A 19,158-nucleotide genomic window follows, 5' to 3' on the forward strand; every position below is an offset into this window, starting at 1 on the left:
AAAGGGCTGGACCTTCGGGTGCCAGCCCTTTTTTGTGGCTTTCTGTCAGTCCGCGATGGCCGTCAGGCGATGGGCGCGTGTAAAAAATCTTTCATCAAGAAGCGCACTGCTCGGGATAAGCGTACTCGAACACCCGCACCACCTCCGAGGCATGCCACGACGCTGCCGCCACCCCATCCGACGGCCCGGAGAAGCGCCCCAGGCGCTCCACACATTCAAAGAAGCCGGTACGCGGCAGGCGACTGGCGCCTTGGCTGATCACCAACGAGCTGCGCAAGGGTTGCTCGGCTCGGGCATCCAGCACCGCCAGATGTTCCAGGGCCGCCGTCAGGGTCTGCATGGCGGGGGTCGGCAGTTGCAGGCGCTCGAGCAGTGCACGGTAGGTCAGCAGGTGGCGCTGGCGTCGAGCGTGGTCCAGCTCGGCGAGCAAACCATCCCATTGCTGTCGGCTGATGCGCACGCTCATAGCCTGTCTCCCCAGCCCGGTACCCCCAACTCCCATGCCAGACTGCGGCGAATGGCAGCGTCGGGCTCGCGCGCGCCGCTCTCGATCATTGTGAGGTAGGAAGGGCTGATACCCACGGTGCGCGCCAGGCTCTCGACCACCAGGCCCTTGGCTTCGCGCAGACGGCGCAAGTCGCTCAGTGGTGGCAGCTCCGCAGGAGTGGCGGCAAGCTGCGGGGCGGGTGCGACGACGGGCTCTGCAGCCACGCCGGCCGCCGCCAACAACGCCTGATAGCGCTCCCACGGGACGACGGCGTACTCCGGCTGGCCGTCGCGGCTGATGACCTGAATATCCATGGAAACCCCCTGCAGGATTACGGAATCTGAGCGGTGGCATAATCGCTGGAGCGAATATATTACCAGCCGTTACAGCTTCAGGGGGCGGCTATTTGCCATTTGATCGCAACAGCACGGCGTGATCAGCGTTGGCGCTGCTCCAGATCCAGGTCGCCGCGGCTTTGGGGCAGCCGCTCGACCACTTGCAGGTGCTCGGGGCTCTGGGCCTCGCGCCAGGTACGAAAAGCCTCCAGCTCCTGGCTGAGGGTCTTCATGACCCAGGTCAGCACGGCGATGTCGTCGAGCATGCCGACGCCCAGTATCCAGTCAGGAATCAGATCGATGGGGCTGACGAAATACAGCAGTCCGGCCACCACTGAAACCATCGATTTGCCACTGATGGCGCGGTACTCGCCCCGCCAATAGGCCATGCACAGCGCCTGTAACAGTTGTACGTCTTGCTTGAGGGCGCCAAGGCGGTAATGCTTGCTCTTGCGTGTGACCGCGAAAATCAGCGCAGGCAATCGGCCGCGCCGCAGCAGCCCCTCTGCCAAGGGGACAAACCGGGCAAAACCTCGAGGTACTTTCATAGACTCTCCACGCAGACACCAGGGTTATCCACATTTATTGTGGATAAACATGTGAACAGACGGTCATGGGCCGGCCTGTCATGCCCTTGTTACAAGGGTTGGGGTTGAATCGGGCGTTATTTGATCCATTTGGATGGGACTGTGGGGGTGGTGGAAGGTTCTGGACCTGTCACCGCGTCACGGTTACCCCAATAAAAACGCCCCGTCGAAACGGGGCGTTTGTCAAAGCGGGTTTAACCGGCGGGATTACTTGGCCGGTGTTGCGCCTTCTTCATCTTCATCACCGCCAGCGGCATCAGCCTTGGCAGGAGCAGCGGCGTCAGCCTTGGCCGGATCCTTGATCGCGATCAGCTCCAGGTCGAACACCAGCACCGAGTTGGCCGGAATGGTCGGGCTCGGGCTCTGGGCACCGTAGGCCAGGTTGGCCGGGATGAACAGCTTGACCTTCTCGCCGACGTGCATCAACTGCAGACCTTCAACCCAACCCGGGATCACGCCGCTGACCGGCAGGTCGATCGGGCTCCCGCGCTCGATGGAGCTGTCGAAGACCTTGCCGTCGATCAGCTTGCCTTCGTAGTGAACAGTCACGACATCAGTCGGCTTGGGCTGCGGGCCGTCGGCTTTCTTGATGATCTGGTATTGCAGGCCGGAAGCAGTGGTCACTACGCCATCTTTCTTGGCGTTTTCAGCCAGGAACTTCTTGCCCGCCGCTTCAGCGTCGGCGCTGGCCTTGGCCATGCGCTCTTCGGAACGTTTCTGCAGGTCGGCAAACGCGGCGACCAGTTCGTCGTCCTTGAGTTTCTGCGGTTTCTTGCCGACGGCGTCTTCGATACCTTCGGCTACGGCCTTGGAGTCGAGATCGTCCATGCCTTCTTGAGCCAGGCTTTTGCCCATGTTCAGGCCGATACCGTAGGAGGCTTTCTGGGCTGGGGTTTTCAGCTCAACGCTGGAGTGCTGATCGCAACCCGCAAGGACCAAACTTACCAGGGCAATCGCCGCCGCCAACCGATGCTGTTTCATGCTATTTCCTTGTTCATGCGCCATAAGGGCAAATCAATTAAAGCCGCGAGCTTAGCAGCGGCCCCGACCAATGGCTACCGGCATGAGAGCGGAAAAAGGTAGATAAGTTCAGGCCAGCAAAGGGATTAACCTGGTGGCACGCCGTCCTTACGCAAACCTTACACAACCCAGCGAAAATCTGACGGTGCCTAGACCGCGCGATAGCTTTTGGCGACCTCGCGCACCACTTCGCACAGCCATTGTGCCGGCAAGGTCAGCGGCACCGCTGCGTTACTGCAGATGCCCACCGAGCCTCCAGGCTCGGTCACCCCCAGATCCAGCTCGAACAACTCCTTGAGGGTGATTTCCAGACGCACCGCATCCCGTGGCGCGACCCAGATGGCATTGCTGCTGAGCACATAACGGCGACTGAGGGTCGGCGACAGGGTTTCCAGGCGCTGGCCGGGCAACTCGATGCCGCATTGCACGAAGAGGCTGTCGGCATGCTTGCGAATGGTGGTGCCGGCCAGCGGCAGCACCAGTGGGTGATCCCCGACCCGCGCACGGTCCGTGAGGGGGGTGGCCAGCAACGGATGGCCGGGGCGCACCACCAGGGTCATCGATTCGCTGTACAGGTGCTCGAACAACAGCCCTTGAATCTGCGGGCTGTCGGTCATGCGCCCGACGACCACGTCCAGCTCGCCGACATGCAACTGCGACAGCAGATAAGCGCTGGGGCCGGTGGCAACGCTGACCACCAGCGCCGCGTGACGAGCATGCAGCTGGTTGAGCACCCGGGGCATGAGTTCGCTTTCCACCGTCGACAGCACACCGACCCGCACCTGCGGCGCCTCGTGCTCTTCCACCCGCAAGGTCCTTACACCGTCGCGCAAAGCCTGCACACAAGGCCCGGCATAGCGCATGAAGCGCACGCCGGAGGCTGTCAGTTCGACCCCTTGCTTGCCCCGTTCGAACAACCGGGTCTCCAGCAGCTCTTCCAGCTCCTTGAGGGTTTTCGAGATGGCCGGCTGACTGATGGACACGGCATCGGCGGCCTTGGCGAAGCTGCCGTGCCGGGCAATTTCGAGAAAGCACAGCAGGTGACGAAACTTGATGCGGGTATCGAGATTCATGGCGTTCGAACAGGCTTGAAGCGGAGGGTCATGGTAGCAGCCAGCCAGGATCCCGTCGCCGCCACCACCATTCATGTGTGCACGTGAAGTGGGCGCTATGCTTTTCAGAATTTTCCTACAAAGAAAAGGGATATAGCTACTTGCTATCATCCCTCGGGGTCAGGCATAAATCTCGATTCGCCTACAAGGATGTGACCCGTGCGCGTAATCTCCCGAGTTTTTTCAGTGCTGGTGCTCGTCGCCCTGCTGTTGCTGGCCGTGGTGGTGTATTACGTCGCCAACCCGAATCTGCCCGACTATCACCCACCCAGCCGCGTGCAGTACCTGGAGCAGTGGAGCGACGCCGACCGCCAAGCGTATTACTTCACCCCTCAGGGCACCCAGGTCAAAGGCCTGCACTATGATTGGTTCACCGCCTTGGAACTGCCGTTTTCCCAGGCCCGCTTCGCGGCCCCTGAGCACATGGCCCGCTTCGGCTTTCTGCTGGACCCGGCGCAACACGCCACGGTGCTCAACCCTGGCAACCTTCCAGTCGGCTTTACCCGCCACAGCAATGCCGGCGACTCGGCCCAGTACCTGGATATCACCTGTGCGGCCTGCCATACCGGCGAGCTGCGCTATGCCGGTCGCGCCGTGCGTATCGATGGCGGCTCGGCGCAGCACGTGCTGCCCTCCAGCGTGCCTACCTTGCGCGGCGGCAGTTTTGGTCAGGCGCTGGTGTCGAGCATGGCAGCCACTTACTACCTGCCCTGGAAGTTCAAGCGCTTCGCGCGTCGCGTGCTGGGGGATAATTATCAAGCCGCCGAATACGACACCCTGCGCCGAGCGTTCAAGGCCTCGCTGGACACCTTCATCCATGCCGCCTGGAACGATACCCACCTGGGCCTCTACCCCACCCAGGAGGGCCCGGGCCGCACCGATGCTTTCGGCCGAATCGCCAACGCCACCTTCGGCGACGCCATTTCACCCGCCAACTACAGAGTCGGCAATGCCCCGGTGGATTACCCCCAGCTCTGGGACATCTGGACATTCGACTGGGTGCAATGGAACGGCTCCGCCCGCCAACCCATGGCCCGCAATGTCGGCGAATCCCTGGGCGTGGGCGCCACCCTGAGCTTCTTCGACGACCACGGGCAGCCCCTGAGCGGTGTCGATCGCTATCCGTCCAGCGTGCGCATTCGCGATCTGCACCTGATCGAACAAACCCTGCAACGACTCAAACCGCCCGCCTGGCCCGAAGACTTGCTGGGCAACGTCGATCTGCAACGCGCCGCTCAAGGACGGACCTTGTTCAAGGAAAACTGTGCGGCCTGCCACGTGCCCGCCATGGACAACCGCAGCGGCTGGCCCGTGGTGCAGCTGCACATGCTGCCCACCGAATACATCGGTACCGACCCCACCTCGGCGGACAACATCGCCGATCAGCGCTTCGATGTCAGCGCGCTGAAGTGGGACCCGGCCGAACTCGACAGGCTCGGCATCGAGTTCACCCCGCCCCTCGGCCCGCTGGACCTCAAGCAGGTCAGCGTGGCCACCGGCCTGGCCTACGTCACCGCCTTTGTCGAAGACCGTGCGTACCGCGAGGCCGGCATCGCGCCAGCCGAGCGCGGTGAAATGAACGGTTTCAATCTGCCCATCGGTGTCCAGCAACTGCGCGCCTACAAGGCCCGCCCGCTGGACGGAATATGGGCGACACCGCCCTTCCTGCACAACGGTTCGGTGCCGACGATCTATCAGTTGCTGTCGCCTCAGGATGAAAGGGCCGCCCGCTTCTATCGCGGCAGCCTGGACTATGATCCGCAACACCTCGGCTACCGCACCGAGCCCTTCAAGGGTGGTTTTCTCTACGACACGCGCATCACCGGCAACCACAACAGCGGCCACGAATTCCGCGACGGCCCCCGAGGACGCGGCGTGATCGGGCGGCTGCTGCAACCCCAGGAGCGCTGGGCGCTGCTGGAGTACCTGAAAGTGCTGGGCGGCCCACTGGAGGGTCAATTGCCATGATCGAACGTCGCCTGTTCAATCGTCGCCAGCCCGGCCGCATCGCACGCCTGTGGGCATGGCTGGGCCGCTTCTTGCTCAAGAGCATCGCGATGGGTGCACTGTTGGCCGGCCTCGGCTGGCTGGGGATGACGGCTTGGTATGCCTACCTGTTCTCCGGCCCGGTTTCCAGCGAAGAACAGATCCCGGCGGGCGAGGCCGGCATGACCCAAGACATCATCCAGACCGCCATCCGCGTGGTCGACCAGCACCGCGAAGCCACTCGCTACCTGCGCGACGCCCATGCCAAGGCCCATGGCTGCGTACAGGCCGAGGTCAGCGTGCTCGATGGCCTGCCCGCCGAGTTGCGCCAAGGGGTGTTCAGCGAGCCGGGCAAGCGATGGCAAGCGTGGATTCGCCTGTCCAATGGCAATGCCTATCCGCAGTTCGATAACTTGCAAGACGCCCGGGGCATGGCCATCAAACTGCTCGGCGTGGCGGGCAGACAGCTGATCGACAGCCAGCAGGCCCGTCACGAACAGGACTTCGTGATGTTCAACCATGCCAATTTCTTTGTCAGCGACGTGGCCGAGTACCGGCAGAACATCGCAGCGCAGGCTCAGGGCAAGACGGTAATGGCCTTCTTCCCGAGCTGGGACCCGAGGTCCTGGCAGGTGCGACACCTGCTGATCGCCCAGGCCACGCTGGCCGATGCACCGGCCAGCCCGACCCGGGCCACCTATTACTCGGTGTCGCCCTATAAGCTCGGTACGGCCAATGCCAAGTTTCGCGTGCGGCCGGACCCGCACAGTTGCCCGGCTTATACGCTGGCCAAACCCAACCGTGAGTTGCCCAATTTCTTGCGCAGCGCACTGTACCAGCAGCTCTCGGCCGACCGCGTGCCGGCCTGCTTTGTGCTGCAGATTCAGCGGCAGAACCCGGCGCGCTACATGCCGATCGAGGACACCAGCGTGGAGTGGAAAGAAAGCGACGCGCCCTTCGAAACGGTGGCCCGACTGCGTATTCCCGCCCAGGACTTCGACACACCCGAGCAGAACCTGATGTGTGACAACCTGTCCTTCAGCCCCTGGCACGGCATCGAGGCCCACCGACCGATCGGCGGCATCAATCGTTTGCGTCGGGCAGTATACGACGCAGTCAGCGCTTATCGTCACGCGCGCAATGGAGCTGTAGAGCCGAACCGACCTGTTGCACAATAGTATTTAAATTCTATAATTTGCTTATTATCAATTTTTATTCTAGAAAGAACCCTCATACAACAACAATGAGAGGGCACCCACTATGCAAACCCTTGGAATCGGCTTGATCGGCACAGGCTTCATGGGCCGCGCTCACGCCCTGGCCTTTCGTCAGGTCAGCGCAGTATTCGAGCTGCCTGTGGCATTGCGCCTTGTGGCGTTGGCCGACAGTGACCCGGTGCGCGCCGAACACTGCGCCACCGCCTGGGGCTTCGACACTGCCTGTGACTGGCAGGCGCTGATCGCCGATCCGCGCATCGACGTGGTGGCCATCACCACCCCCAATGCCCTGCATTGCCCCATGGCCCTGGCGGCACTGGAAGCGGGCAAGGCGGTGTACTGCGAAAAACCGCTGGCGGTGAGCCTTGAGCAAGCCGGGCGACTGCACCGCGCGGCACAGTCGGCCGGCGTGGTGACCCGGGTCGGCTTCAACTATCAGCACAACCCGATGATCGAACACTTGCGCCAGATGATCCAGGCCGGGGAGCTGGGCCAGATCCTCGCTTTCCAGGGGGAGTTCAGCGAAGACTTCATGGCCGATCCCAAGGCACCCTTCTCCTGGCGCTGCGATCCTTCGCAGGCCGGTGGTGCCTTGGCCGACCTGGGCAGCCACCTGCTGGGCATGGCTCGTCACCTGCTGGGCGAAGTCGAGGCCGTGTGCGCCGACCTGCGCACGGTCCATACCGAACGCGAGGGCCGGGCCATCGAAGTGGACGATCTGGCCAGCGCCTTGCTGCGTTTTGCCAACGGCGCCAGCGGCGCCATCAGTACCAGCTGGCTCAAGCACGGCTACAAGAACCATTTAAGCTTCGAAATCAGCGGGACCTTGGGCACCGTGTCATTCGACCAGGAACGCCTGAACGAACTGCGCCTTTATCGTCGCGGCCAGGAAGGCTTCCAGCGCCTGTTGGCAGGCCCTGATCTGCCGGGTTATGCCGCGTTCAGCCCGGCACCCGGTCATCAATTGGGCTACAACGAGCTCAAGACCCTGGAGGTGCACGAACTGATCATGGCGTTGACGGGGGGCGGCAAGGCGGGCAGCGATTTCGAGGATGCGTGGCAGGTGGAACGCATCACCACCGCCATACGTCAGGCCGCCCTGGAACACCGCTGGGTGAAACTGGAGGAACTGCGCTGAATCGCAGACAAAAAAAAGCGACCCTGAGGTCGCTTTTTTAGTGCTTCAAGGAGTTCAAGGGCCTTGAAGCGAGATATGGCGCAGCGGACGGGACTCGAACCCGCGACCCCCGGCGTGACAGGCCGGTATTCTAACCGACTGAACTACCGCTGCGCGATACACAAAGAGAGATTGGTGGGTGATGACGGGATCGAACCGCCGACCCTCTGCTTGTAAGGCAGATGCTCTCCCAGCTGAGCTAATCACCCTTCACTCATCGTGTGGCGCGCATTCTACGGAGCGACCCTACCTCTGGCAAGCACTTTTTTAAAAATTTTTTGCAACCCTTCCAAAGACTTAGCACAGGGTTGGCGCGAGGCCTCGCACAGCGTTTAATGCCCGCCTTATGTATTAAGGAGAGACTCGCCCCATGTGGTTCAAAAACCTGCTTGTGTACCGTCTGACCCAGGACATCCCGTTCGAACCCGAAGCGCTGGAAACCGCACTGGCCACCAAGCCGGCCCGTCCTTGTGCAAGCCAGGAGTTGACCACCTACGGTTTCGTCGCCCCCTTCGGCAAGGGTGCCGATGCGCCGCTGGTGCACGTGAGCGGTGATTTCCTGCTGATTTCGGCGCGCAAGGAAGAACGCATCCTGCCGGGCAGCGTCGTGCGCGATGCGGTCAAGGAAAAGGTCGAGGAGATCGAAGCCGAGCAGATGCGCAAGGTCTACAAGAAGGAGCGCGATCAGATCAAGGATGAAATCATCCAGGCCTTCCTGCCCCGTGCCTTTATTCGCCGCTCATCGACCTTCGCCGCCATTGCCCCCAGGCAGGGCCTGGTACTGGTGAACTCGGCAAGCCCCAAGCGCGCCGAGGACCTGCTGTCGACCCTGCGTGAAGTGATGGGCTCGCTGCCATTGCGCCCGCTGACCGTCAAGGTCGCGCCCACAGCCACCATGACCGAGTGGGTCAAGACCCAGAAAGCCGCCGACGACTTCTATGTGCTGGACGAATGCGAACTGCGCGACACCGGCGAAGACGGCGGCATCGTGCGCTGCAAGCGCCAGGACCTGACCAGCGACGAAATCCAGCTGCACCTGAGCACGGGCAAGCAGGTCACCCAACTGTCCCTGGCGTGGAAGGACCAGCTGTCTTTCGTCCTCGACGACAAGTCGGTGATCAAGCGCCTGAAGTTCGAAGAAGTGCTGATGGACAAGGCTGAGGAAGACGGCGGCGAAGAGGCCCTGGGGCAACTGGACGCCAGCTTTACCCTGATGATGCTGACCTTTGGCGATTTCCTGCCGGAGTTGTTCGAAGCGCTGGGCGGCGAAGAGATGCCGCAGGGGATTTAATGCTTGACCTGATCGCGGGCTGCGCACGCTTCTGCAACTGACACCACAGGAGCGCGGAGCCCGCGATCGCCCCCACCCCATTCAAAAACAAGGAACCACCATGCGCGCCCTGGCCGCCCTCAGCCGCTTCGTCGGCAACACCTTTGCCTACTGGGTCCTGCTGTTCGCCGTGCTGGCGTTCCTTGAACCCCAATGGTTTCTCGGCCTCAAGAGCCTGATCGTGCCCCTGCTGGGCCTGGTCATGTTCGGCATGGGCCTGACCCTCAGGCTTGACGACTTCGCCGAACTCAGCCGCCATCCCTGGCGCGTGCTGCTGGGCGTGGTCGCCCATTTCATCATCATGCCGGGGGTGGCCTGGGGCCTGTGCCAGGCGTTTCACCTGCCAGCCGAAATCGCCGTGGGCGTGATCCTCGTCGGCTGCTGCCCGAGCGGCACCTCGTCCAACGTGATGACCTGGCTGGCCAAGGGCGACCTGGCTTTGTCAGTGGCCATCGCCGCGGTGACCACCCTCCTCGCCCCGCTGCTGACCCCGACCCTGATCTGGCTGCTGGCCTCGGCCTGGCTGCCGGTGTCCTTCATGGACATGTTCTGGTCGATCCTGCAGTTCGTGATGCTGCCCATCGTGCTCGGCGTGGTCGCCCAACGCCTGCTGGGCGCCAAGGTCGCCCTGGCCATCGACGTGCTGCCGCTGGTGTCGGTGGTCAGTATCGTCATGATCGTCTGCGCCGTGGTCGCCGCCAGCCAGGCGAAAATTGCCGAATCGGGCCTGCTGATCATGGCCGTGGTGATCCTGCACAACACCTTCGGCTTCCTGCTCGGCTATTTCACCGGCAAGCTGTTCAAACTGCCGCTGGCCCAACGCAAGTCGCTCTCGCTGGAAGTCGGCATGCAGAACTCCGGCCTCGGCGCAGCCTTGGCCAGCGCCCACTTCTCCCCCTTGGCGGCCGTGCCCAGCGCGCTGTTCAGCGTATGGCACAACATCTCGGGCGCGCTGTTGTCGACTTGGTTTCGCAAGATGGCGGATGAGCAAACGCCGCGGGAGTAGCCCTTTTTCAGCGCTGCTCCCCCCGCAACGCTGTCACCTGCTGACGCAACAATTGAGGCGTCGCCGCCTCGCCAGTTACCGGGGGGCCGGCCACCAGGGTCACTTTTGACCAGATCCGATGGAACAGGCCCTTCTGTGGGTCGCGGCTGAAAAAGCTGCCCCACAGGCCCTGGAGCGCCAAGGGCACTACGGGCACGTCGGACTCGGCAAGAATGGTGGTCACGCCGCTTTTGAACTCGTTGATTTCGCCATCGGTGGTCAGCTTGCCTTCCGGGAAGATGCACACCAGTTCACCCTCGGCCAGGTAGCGCTGGATCCGCGCGAAGGCTTCCTCGTAGATGCGCAGGCTTTCGGTGCGCCCGGCAATGGGGATGGCGCCGGCGGTGCTGAAGATGAAGTTGAGCACTGGCAGGCGAAATATCTTGTAGTACATGACGAAACGGATCGGTCGACGCACGGCGCCGCTGATCAGCAATGCATCGACGAACGACACGTGGTTGCACACCAGCAAGGCGGCGCCTTCGTCGGGGATCTGCTCGAGGCCCTCATGCTTGACCCGGTACATGGAGTGGCTCAACAGCCAGATCATGAAGCGCATGGTGAATTCCGGAACGATCCGAAAGATGTAGGCGTTGACGCCGATGTTCAGCAGAGACACCACCAGAAAAAGCTGCGGGATCGACAGCTTGACCACGGTCAGCAGCAGGATCGAAACAATCGCCGAAACCACCATGAACAGCGCGTTGAGGATGTTGTTGGCGGCGATCACCCGGGCCCTCTGGTTTTCCGCCGTGCGCGACTGCACCAGCGCATAGAGCGGCACGATGTAAAAGCCGCCGAAAACCCCGAGCCCCAACACGTCGATCAACACCCACCAGGCCTTGCCGATGTTCAACACCTGCCACCAGTCATGGGGTGCCGCCGCCTGTGGGAAACCGCCCGAGTTCCACCAGAGCAACAGCCCGAACAAGGTCAGGCCAAAGGAGCCGAACGGCACCAGGCCAATCTCCACCTTGCGCCCCGAGAGCCGCTCGCACAGCATCGAACCCAGCGCTATGCCCACCGAGAACACGGTAAGAATCAGCGTGACCACGGTTTCGTCGCCGTACAGCCACTCCTTGGCGTAGGCCGGGATCTGGGTGAGGTAGATCGCGCCGACGAACCAGAACCACGAGTTGCCCACCAGCGAACGCGACACGGCGGTGGTCTGGCTGAAGCCCAGTTTCAGCGTGAGCCGGGACTGGGTGAAGATGTTCCAGTCGATCTGCAACTGCGGCGAACTGGCCACAGCCCTCGGAATGGCGCGACTGGCCAGGTAGCCGAGGGCGGCAATGAGCACGATGGCAGTGCCCACCACCGTGGCGTAGTGGGCCGAAGACAGCATGATGCCCGCCGTGATGGTGCCCGCGAGAATGGCCAGAAAGGTGCCCATTTCCACCAGCCCGTTGCCGCCGACCAGTTCGTCCTCCTGCAAGGCCTGGGGCAGAATCGAGTACTTCACCGGGCCGAACAGTGCCGAGTGCACGCCCATGGCAAACAGCGCCAGCAGCATCAACCACAGTTGATTGAACGCGAACCCCACGGCGCCGATCGCCATGATCACCACTTCTGCCAGCTTGAGCAGACGAATCAGCGCCTGCTTGGCGAACTTCTCGCCAAACTGGCCCGCCAGCGCCGAAAAAAGAAAGAACGGCAGGATGAACAACAGCGCGCAGAGATTGACCCAGACCGTGCGGTCACCCGCGATGTCGAGCTTGTACAGGATCGCCAGAATCAACGATTGCTTGAACACGTTGTCGTTGAACGCGCCCAGTGATTGGGTCAGGAAAAACGGCAAGAAGCGACGTTTGCCCAACAGGGCAAATTGCGAATGACTCATGGATTATCGTCCTGGATGATTCAGGGCTGGCCGGCGTAATGCCAGGTTGAGCAAGGCCAGGGCACACAACACAATCACGATCGACGCATAGCCATCAGTGGTCGCCAGCAGCCCGAAACGCCGCACCATGGCGCCTGCAATGAACGACGGCACGCAGAAGGCCAGGTAGCTGAGCACATAATAGCTGGCCATCAGGCCCGCGCGCTCATGGGCGTGGGCCAGCGGCATCAGCGTGCGCACCGAGCCGAGAAACCCCGAGCCGAAGCCACAACCGGCCAACAGAGTGCCGACGAAAAACAGCGGCAGTGAGCCCGATTGGGCGGCGACAAGGATCACGGCAAGGCCGCAGGCCAACAGACAGCCGCCCAGGCGCAGGACGTTTTCGGCCTGGCGATTACGCAGCGAAAAAATCGCCGCCGCCCCCGCCAGGGTCAAGGTTGCTACCAAAGCACCGCCCAGCAGATTGGACGTGGAACCGGTCACCGCGCGCACCACAGAAGGGACCAGCGACAGGAAGAAACCGCCCAGCGACCAGGTTGCCGTGTTGATCGGCAGCATGCGCAACAAGGCTGAGCGCGTTTGCGATGGAATGCTTACGGTGGGCTTGAGCGAGGCCAGTGCGCCGGGAACACGGCTGACGCTTTCCGGCAGGCGCAGCAGCAGAATGGCCTGAAACACAAACAGACCCAGCACTACGATGTACACCAGACGCAACGGCTCGGGGGCGAATTCGGCCAGCAGGCTGCTGCCCAGACCACCGCAGGCCATGCCCAGCAAGGGCGCGAGGCTGTTGAGCAATGCCCCCTGGACCTTGTCGTTGTCCAACAGCGCCGCGCCCAGTGAACTGGTGGCAATCCCGGTGGCGAACCCTTGCAACAGACGAGCGAGGAGCAGCCAGCTGACATCCACAGCAGCGATGAACAGCAGCATGGACAGGATCTCCAGGAGCAGCGCCAGCAACAGCACCGGTTTGCGACCCAGGTAGTCCGACAGCGAGCCCACCGTGAGCAAGGCGCCCAGCAAGCTCAAGGCATAGACCCCGAAGATCAGCGTGAGCATGGCCGGGGAAAAGCTCCAGGCTTCTTGATAAAGGTGATAAAGCGGGGTCGGGGCGCTGGAAGCGGCCAGGAAGGTCAGCAGGGTGAACGTCAGGTACACCAGGCTCCAGAAGCGGCGTGGTGGCAGCGGTGCAGTCATTGACCCATCTCTCGGCGAATAAATGGGTGCAGTATGCACCGACCTGTTGTGGGTGATTCCATGCTTTTTCTCCCACAAGGTCCGTGGCTCAGTCTGGCCTTGTGGGAGCAAGGCTTGCCTGCGATGCTGGTGGCACGGTCTGGCTGACTTGCGCGGTGATACCATCGCGCCCAAGGGCTGCTCACACAGGGTTCGAGGTTATCTGCAACGTCTGCGACAGGGCTTGCCGACCGCCATGACAAGATCTCCAAGGAACCCCACTCCATGTCGCTGTCCAGCGGGCTGATCGCCGCCGTTGCCCTGGCCTACATGGCCGTGATGTTCGCCATCGCCTTTTATGGCGATCGCCGCCGCACGCCGCTGTCGCCACGTCTGCGCGGCTGGGTCTACAGCCTGTCGCTGGCGGTATGGTGCACCAGCTGGACCTTCTTCGGCGCCGTCGGCCAGGCGGCCGAACAGCTCTGGGCCTTCCTGCCGATCTACCTGGGGCCGGTACTGCTCATGGTGTTCGCGCCTTGGGTGCAGCAGAAAATGGTGCTCATCAGCAAGCGCGAAAACATCACCTCGATTGCCGATTTCATCGCCGCGCGCTATGGCAAATCCCAGAGCCTGGCGGTGGTGGTGGCACTGATCTGCCTGGTCGGCGTGCTGCCCTACATCGCGCTGCAACTCAAAGGCATCGTGCTGGGCGTCAACTTGCTGATCGGCGCCGGTGCCGACGCCACCGGGCCTCGGGTACAGGACACCGCCCTGGTGGTGTCGCTGGTCCTGGCGCTGTTCACCATCATCTTCGGCACCCGCAACCTCGACGTCACCGAGCACCATCGCGGCATGGTGCTGGCCATTGCCTTCGAGGCGCTGGTCAAGCTGCTGGCCTTCATCGCCGTGGGCGTGTTCGTCACCTTCCACCTGTACGACGGTTTCGGCGACCTGCTTAGCCAGGCCCGGGCCGCACCCAGCCTGGAACACTACTGGAGCGAAACGGTCAATTGGCCGTCGATGCTGGTGCAGACCTTCGTCACCATGATGGCGGTGATCTGCCTGCCCCGGCAGTTTCACGTCACGGTGGTAGAGAACACCGACCCTCGGGACCTGCGCATGGCCCGCTGGATCTTCCCCGGCTACCTGGTCCTCGCCGCGCTCTTTGTCGTGCCGATCGCCCTGGCCGGGCAAATGCGCCTGCCGGGTTCGGTCATCCCCGACTCCTTCGTGATCAGCCTGCCCTTGGCCGAAGCCCATCCCTGGCTGGCGCTGGCGGCCTTTATCGGCGGCGCCTCGGCGGCCACCGGCATGGTGATCGTCGCCAGCGTGGCATTGTCGACCATGGTCTCCAACGACATGCTGCTGCCCTGGCTGTTGCGCCGCCAACGCGCCGAGCGGCCGTTCGAGCTGTTTCGCCACTGGATGCTGACCGTGCGCCGGGTCAGCATCGTGGTCATCCTGCTGTTGGCCTACGTCAGTTATCGCCTGCTGGGTTCGACCGCAAGCCTGGCCACCATCGGCCTGATCGCCTTCGCCGCCGTCACCCAACTGGCGCCGGCGATGCTGGGCGCACTGTACTGGAAGCAGGCCAATCGGCGCGGGGTCTTTGCCGGCCTGGCCGCCGGCACCTTCCTCTGGTTCTACGCCCTCGTGCTTCCCATCGCGGCCCACAGCCTGGGCTGGGCGCTGAGCACTTTTCCGGGCTTGGCGTGGCTGCACAGCAACCCGTTCGACCTGCCCATCACACCTCTGACGCAAGGGGTAGTGCTATCCCTGGCGGGCAATTTCAGCCTGTTCATCGGCGTTTCGCTGCTGTCGCGCACGCGGGTCTCCGAGCACTGGCAGGCCGGGCGCTTTATCGGCCAACAGGCCGACGGCGGCCCGCGTAATCGGCCTTTGCTGGCGGTGCGCATCGATGACCTGCTCAAGCTGGCTGCGCGCTTTGTCGGTGAAGACCGCGCGCGCCTGAGTTTCGAGCGCTACGCCCAACGCCAAGGCAAGGCCTTGAACCACAACCAGAACGCCGACGGCGACTGGATCGCCCACACCGAACGCCTGCTGGCCGGGGTGCTGGGCAGTTCATCGACCCGCGCAGTGGTCAAGGCGGCCATCGAAGGCCGGGAAATGCAGCTGGAGGACGTGGTGCGCATTGCCGACGAAGCCTCGGAGGTGCTCCAGTTCAATCGGGCCTTGCTGCAGGGCGCCATCGAGAACATCACCCAGGGCATCAGCGTGGTCGACCCGTCCTTGCGGCTGGTGGCGTGGAACCGTCGCTACCTGGAACTGTTCGATTATCCCGAAGGACTGATCAGCGTCGGACGCCCCATCGCCGACATCATCCGCTTCAACGCCGAACGTGGCCTGTGCGGCCCCGGCGAGGCCGAAGTGCATGTGGCGAGGAGACTGCACTGGATGCGTCAGGGCCGCGCCCACACCTCCGAACGGATGTTCCCCAACGGCCAGACCATCGAACTGATCGGCAACCCCATGCCCGGCGGCGGCTTCGTCATGAGTTTCACTGACATCACCGCTTACCGAGACGCCGAACTGGGCCTCAAGGAGGCCAACGAAGGCCTCGAACAACGGGTATTGGCGCGCACCCGGGAGCTGTCGCAACTCAACGGCGCACTGACCGCGGCCAAGGGCGTGGCCGAACTGGCCAACCAGTCCAAGACGCGCTTTCTCACCGCTGTGAGTCACGACCTGATGCAGCCGCTCAATGCCGCACGGCTGTTCTCTGCGGCGCTGTCTCACCAAGAGGACGCGCTGTCGCCACAGGCGCAGCAACTGGTGCGCCACCTGGACAGTTCGTTGCGCTCGGCCGAGGACCTGATCAGCGACCTGCTGGACATTTCCCGTCTGGAAAACGGCAAGATCCTGCCCAATGTGCAGCCCTTCTCCCTCGCCGACTTGTATGGGCCGCTTTCTGCCGAGTTTCAGGCACTGGCTAACGAGCAAGGTCTCAGGTTCAGGGTGCGCGGCAGCCACCTGCATGTGGCCAGCGACATTCGGCTGCTGCGGCGTATTCTGCAGAATTTCCTGACCAATGCCCTGCGCTACGGCAAAGGCCCGATCCTCTTGGGGGTGCGCCGCGAGGCCGAGCGCCTGCGCCTGGAAGTCTGGGATCGCGGGCCGGGTATTGCCGAAGACAAGCTGCAAGTGATCTTTGAGGAATTCAAGCGCCTGGACAGCCACCAGACCCGCGCGGAAAAAGGCCTGGGCTTGGGGCTGGCCATTGCCGACGGTTTGTGCCGGGTGCTGGGCCACCGCCTGCAGGTGCGCTCATGGCCCGGCGTGGGCAGCGTATTCAGCGTCGAGGTCGCTATTTCCAGCAGCGAGGCGCCTCGGGTAGCGCTGATGATCGCTGACAGCGGCCAGGCCCTGGCAGGGGCACAGGTGCTCTGTGTCGACAACGAAGACAGTATCCTCACCGGCATGAGCAGCCTGCTCAGCCGCTGGGGCTGCACGGTCTCCACCGCACGCAACCGCCAAGAGTGCCAGCAGCTGCTGGACGCAGGGCTACGGCCAGAGTTGGTGCTGGTGGATTTCCATCTGGACGCGGGCGATACCGGCCCGGCGCTGACCGCCTGGCTGCGCAGCGGCCTGGCCGCCCCGCTGCCCGGCGTGGTGATCAGTGCCGACCGGCGCAGCGAGACCGTGGCACTGGTACACGCGGCAGGCCTGGATTACCTGGCCAAACCGGTCAAGCCGGCGGCACTGCGGGCGCTGTTGAATCGACACCTGACGGGTCACTGAACGCGTCCTCGTCGGTCAAGGCGCGTTCGAGCAGGTCGGCCGGCAGGCTTTTGCTGGCCCGCGCGCCCAGCAACTTGAGCTGTTCGCTGCGGCTGACCAGGTTGCCGCGGCCCTCGGTCAGCTTGTTGCGCGCCGCGCTGTAGGCCTTGTCCAACTGTTGCAGGCGATTACCGACTTCGTCGAGGTCCTGGATGAACAGCACAAACTTGTCGTACAGCCAGCCGGCGCGCTCGGCGATTTCACGCGCATTCTGGCCCTGGCGCTCCTGCTTCCACAGGCTGTCGATGACCCGCAGGGTTGCCAGCATGGTGGTTGGGCTGACGATCACGATCTGCCGGTCGAACGCCTCTTGAAACAGATTGGGCTCGGCCTGCAAGGCGGCGGAAAACGCCGCTTCGATGGGCACGAAGAGCAGCACGAAATCCAGGCTGTGCAGACCTTCGAGCCGGTTGTAATCCTTGCCCGACAAGCCTTTCACATGGTTGCGCAGCGACAGCACATGTTGCTTCAGCGCGGCCTGGGCGACGCCGCTGTCTTCGGCGACGATGTACTGCTGGTAGGCCGTCAGGCTGACCTTGGAGTCGACCACCACCTGCTTGTCGCCGGGCAGCATGATCAGCACGTCCGGTTGAAATCGCTCGCCGTCCGGCCCCTTGAGGCTGACCTGGGTCTGGTACTCACGGCCTTTTTCCAGGCCCGCCTGTTCCAGCACCCGTTCAAGGATCAGCTCGCCCCAGTTGCCCTGGGTCTTCTGGCCCTTGAGGGCACGGGTCAGGTTGGTGGCCTCGTCGCCAAGGCGCTGGTTGAGCAACTGCAGACGCTCCAGCTCCTTGGCCAGGGAAAAACGTTCACGGGCCTCCTGCTGGTAGCTTTCCTCCACACGTTTTTCGAAGGATTGGATGCGCTCCTTGAGCGGGTCGAGCAGTTGGCCGAGGCGTTGCTGGCTGCTGTCGGCAAAGCGTTGTTCTCGCTCGTCGAAAATCTTCCCGGCCAGCTCGGCAAATTGCGCCCGCAGCTCATCCCGTGACCCCTGCAGGTCGGTCAGGCGCTGCTGGTGGCTGTCCTGCTGTTCGCGCAGCTCGGCATCAAGACCGGCACACTGGGCGCCCAGACGGCGCAACTCCGCTTCCCGCGCATTGCGCTCCAGCCCCCAGGCGTGTTCCGCGTCGCGGCTGTTATCGCGGTCGACCTGCAGCAATTCCAGTTCCCGCGCCTGGGCCGCCAGCTCGGCCTGTTTCAGCGAGTTGGCCTGCGCCAGGTCACTGATCTCGTCGCGGCTCGCCTCCAATTGCGCACCCAGGCCGTCCTGAGCCAGCAGGGCGGTGGCCAGGCGCTCGTCCATCAAGGCACTGCCAGCCTGCAGGGCCGACAATCGGCGTTGCAGCTGCCAGGCCAGCGCAAGCAACGGAACCGCGGCAATCAGCAAGCCGCACAGCAACGGGGTCAGCTCCAACAACATAGGGTCTCCAGAAAGCACGGGGCATGTGCCGAGGGTAGCGGCGCAGGGGCGCGGACTCTACTGCAATTTTCCCTGAAAGGGTCAGGCGTGGCGGGAATGAAATTTCTCTTTTGGCGATTTCTTTTTGGCGGCGACATTTGTCGGTACACGCAGACAAAATGACTTGACAGATCGCGCCCTCGACCAAGCTGAACTCGAGCACATTCGGTACAGGCCCGTGCTAGAGCAAGCGCTGCGGACAATCCACAGAAGCTGTGGATAACTCAGTGGACAACAGCTAATCCCTTCTCCGAAACCCATATAAAACGGGGCCTGCAGACAAACTGTCGATTTTTTCACCAATAAAAAAAATCGTTTTTTTTCATTGACTTGAATTTCCAAAAGCAGCTAAGAGGGCGCAAAAAGGCAAATGACAAACAGATGACAAACGCGTGTTCAGGTGTGTACAAACCCCGAGCTATCTGTCTGCAGGGTGGTCCCGCATTGGCCTGGACGCCGGCCATGGAGCGGTCAGGGGGCTTCCCTTTCTTGATCTACGTGGGCAAACTGGCCTGCTCCGCCGAATACATACCCGTGAAATCGACCGCTGGGTATTCTTGCAGAAAAAAACCTTGCAGCTGCAGTTGAT

Annotated in this window: 14 protein-coding genes and 2 tRNA genes; 6 read left to right on the forward strand and 10 right to left on the reverse strand. The window is 62.7% G+C overall.

The features are described from left to right. Positions 1-94 precede the first annotated feature (94 nt). The 5 genes from HB675_RS17635 to pcaQ all read right to left on the reverse strand — a co-directional run bounded on the left by HB675_RS17635 (position 95) and on the right by pcaQ (position 3,502). Positions 95-466, reverse strand: coding sequence for a hypothetical protein (locus HB675_RS17635; RefSeq protein ID WP_213879844.1), 372 nt, complete (start codon positions 464-466; stop codon positions 95-97). Continuing rightward, positions 463-801, reverse strand: a complete 339-nt coding sequence (locus HB675_RS17640) for a helix-turn-helix transcriptional regulator (protein WP_213879846.1) — start codon at positions 799-801, stop codon at positions 463-465. Before HB675_RS17640 ends, HB675_RS17635 begins: the two co-directional genes overlap by 4 nt. 122 nt (positions 802-923) lie before the next feature. After that, entirely contained in the window at positions 924-1,370 is a 447-nt protein-coding gene (locus HB675_RS17645; RefSeq protein ID WP_213879848.1) for a YkvA family protein, read from the reverse strand. A gap of 246 nt (positions 1,371-1,616) precedes the next feature. Then, on the reverse strand, positions 1,617-2,390 hold the full coding sequence (locus HB675_RS17650; protein ID WP_213879851.1) for an FKBP-type peptidyl-prolyl cis-trans isomerase: 774 nt from the start codon (positions 2,388-2,390) through the stop codon (positions 1,617-1,619). 188 nt (positions 2,391-2,578) lie between these two features. Next, the gene (gene pcaQ, locus HB675_RS17655; protein ID WP_213879852.1) at positions 2,579-3,502 is read right to left on the reverse strand and encodes a pca operon transcription factor PcaQ; all 924 of its coding nucleotides are present in this window, start codon (positions 3,500-3,502) and stop codon (positions 2,579-2,581) included. Positions 3,503-3,700: 198 nt separating this feature from the next. Here pcaQ and HB675_RS17660 point away from each other — a divergent pair, with 198 nt between their 5' ends. The 3 genes from HB675_RS17660 to HB675_RS17670 all read left to right on the forward strand — a co-directional run bounded on the left by HB675_RS17660 (position 3,701) and on the right by HB675_RS17670 (position 7,882). Further along, complete coding sequence (locus HB675_RS17660; protein WP_213879854.1) at positions 3,701-5,509, forward strand: di-heme-cytochrome C peroxidase; 1,809 nt, start codon at positions 3,701-3,703, stop codon at positions 5,507-5,509. Continuing rightward, positions 5,506-6,705, forward strand: coding sequence for a catalase family protein (locus tag HB675_RS17665; protein WP_213879856.1), 1,200 nt, complete (start codon positions 5,506-5,508; stop codon positions 6,703-6,705). The genes HB675_RS17660 and HB675_RS17665 overlap by 4 nt, the downstream gene beginning before the upstream one ends. A gap of 82 nt (positions 6,706-6,787) precedes the next feature. After that, entirely contained in the window at positions 6,788-7,882 is a 1,095-nt protein-coding gene (locus tag HB675_RS17670) for a Gfo/Idh/MocA family oxidoreductase (protein ID WP_213879858.1), read from the forward strand. A gap of 76 nt (positions 7,883-7,958) precedes the next feature. Here the strand turns inward: HB675_RS17670 and HB675_RS17675 are convergent. Both HB675_RS17675 and HB675_RS17680 read right to left on the reverse strand, forming a co-directional pair. Then, positions 7,959-8,035 (reverse strand) — tRNA-Asp (locus HB675_RS17675). 19 nt (positions 8,036-8,054) lie between these two features. After that, positions 8,055-8,130 (reverse strand) — tRNA-Val (locus HB675_RS17680). A gap of 161 nt (positions 8,131-8,291) precedes the next feature. On the opposite strand from HB675_RS17680, the gene rdgC reads away from it, so the two are divergent. After that, complete coding sequence (gene rdgC / locus HB675_RS17685; RefSeq protein WP_213879859.1) at positions 8,292-9,212, forward strand: recombination-associated protein RdgC; 921 nt, start codon at positions 8,292-8,294, stop codon at positions 9,210-9,212. A 100-nt stretch (positions 9,213-9,312) separates the two neighbouring features. After that, entirely contained in the window at positions 9,313-10,257 is a 945-nt protein-coding gene (locus HB675_RS17690; protein WP_213879861.1) for a bile acid:sodium symporter family protein, read from the forward strand. Positions 10,258-10,264: 7 nt separating this feature from the next. Here HB675_RS17690 and HB675_RS17695 read toward each other — a convergent pair whose 3' ends face one another. Both HB675_RS17695 and HB675_RS17700 read right to left on the reverse strand, forming a co-directional pair. Beyond that, the gene (locus HB675_RS17695) at positions 10,265-12,136 is read right to left on the reverse strand and encodes an MFS transporter (protein ID WP_213879863.1); all 1,872 of its coding nucleotides are present in this window, start codon (positions 12,134-12,136) and stop codon (positions 10,265-10,267) included. Between the two features lie 3 nt (positions 12,137-12,139). Continuing rightward, the gene (locus HB675_RS17700; protein ID WP_213879865.1) at positions 12,140-13,333 is read right to left on the reverse strand and encodes an MFS transporter; all 1,194 of its coding nucleotides are present in this window, start codon (positions 13,331-13,333) and stop codon (positions 12,140-12,142) included. A gap of 264 nt (positions 13,334-13,597) precedes the next feature. Here HB675_RS17700 and HB675_RS17705 point away from each other — a divergent pair, with 264 nt between their 5' ends. Further along, positions 13,598-17,071 (forward strand): PAS domain-containing hybrid sensor histidine kinase/response regulator, encoded by a 3,474-nt coding sequence (locus HB675_RS17705; RefSeq protein WP_213879867.1) that lies wholly within the window; start codon positions 13,598-13,600, stop codon positions 17,069-17,071. On the opposite strand, the gene rmuC is transcribed toward HB675_RS17705, so the two are convergent. Next, complete coding sequence (gene rmuC / locus HB675_RS17710; protein WP_213880013.1) at positions 17,019-18,416, reverse strand: DNA recombination protein RmuC; 1,398 nt, start codon at positions 18,414-18,416, stop codon at positions 17,019-17,021. The two genes, HB675_RS17705 and rmuC, sit on opposite strands and share 53 nt — an antisense overlap. Between the last annotated feature and the right edge of the window lie 742 nt (positions 18,417-19,158).

This window comes from Pseudomonas sp. dw_358, from assembly GCF_018449655.1.
Taxonomy (GTDB): domain Bacteria; phylum Pseudomonadota; class Gammaproteobacteria; order Pseudomonadales; family Pseudomonadaceae; genus Aquipseudomonas.

Coding starts and splice junctions, on each gene's coding strand:
- HB675_RS17640 (WP_213879846.1), bottom strand. CDS start 801: ATGGATATTCAGGTCATCAGCCGCGACGGCCAGCCGGAGTACGCCGTC.
- HB675_RS17700 (WP_213879865.1), bottom strand. CDS start 13,333: ATGACTGCACCGCTGCCACCACGCCGCTTCTGGAGCCTGGTGTACCTG.
- pcaQ (WP_213879852.1), bottom strand. CDS start 3,502: ATGAATCTCGATACCCGCATCAAGTTTCGTCACCTGCTGTGCTTTCTC.
- HB675_RS17670 (WP_213879858.1), top strand. CDS start 6,788: ATGCAAACCCTTGGAATCGGCTTGATCGGCACAGGCTTCATGGGCCGC.
- HB675_RS17695 (WP_213879863.1), bottom strand. CDS start 12,136: ATGAGTCATTCGCAATTTGCCCTGTTGGGCAAACGTCGCTTCTTGCCG.
- HB675_RS17705 (WP_213879867.1), top strand. CDS start 13,598: ATGTCGCTGTCCAGCGGGCTGATCGCCGCCGTTGCCCTGGCCTACATG.
- HB675_RS17665 (WP_213879856.1), top strand. CDS start 5,506: ATGATCGAACGTCGCCTGTTCAATCGTCGCCAGCCCGGCCGCATCGCA.
- HB675_RS17635 (WP_213879844.1), bottom strand. CDS start 466: ATGAGCGTGCGCATCAGCCGACAGCAATGGGATGGTTTGCTCGCCGAG.
- HB675_RS17650 (WP_213879851.1), bottom strand. CDS start 2,390: ATGAAACAGCATCGGTTGGCGGCGGCGATTGCCCTGGTAAGTTTGGTC.
- HB675_RS17645 (WP_213879848.1), bottom strand. CDS start 1,370: ATGAAAGTACCTCGAGGTTTTGCCCGGTTTGTCCCCTTGGCAGAGGGG.
- rdgC (WP_213879859.1), top strand. CDS start 8,292: ATGTGGTTCAAAAACCTGCTTGTGTACCGTCTGACCCAGGACATCCCG.
- HB675_RS17690 (WP_213879861.1), top strand. CDS start 9,313: ATGCGCGCCCTGGCCGCCCTCAGCCGCTTCGTCGGCAACACCTTTGCC.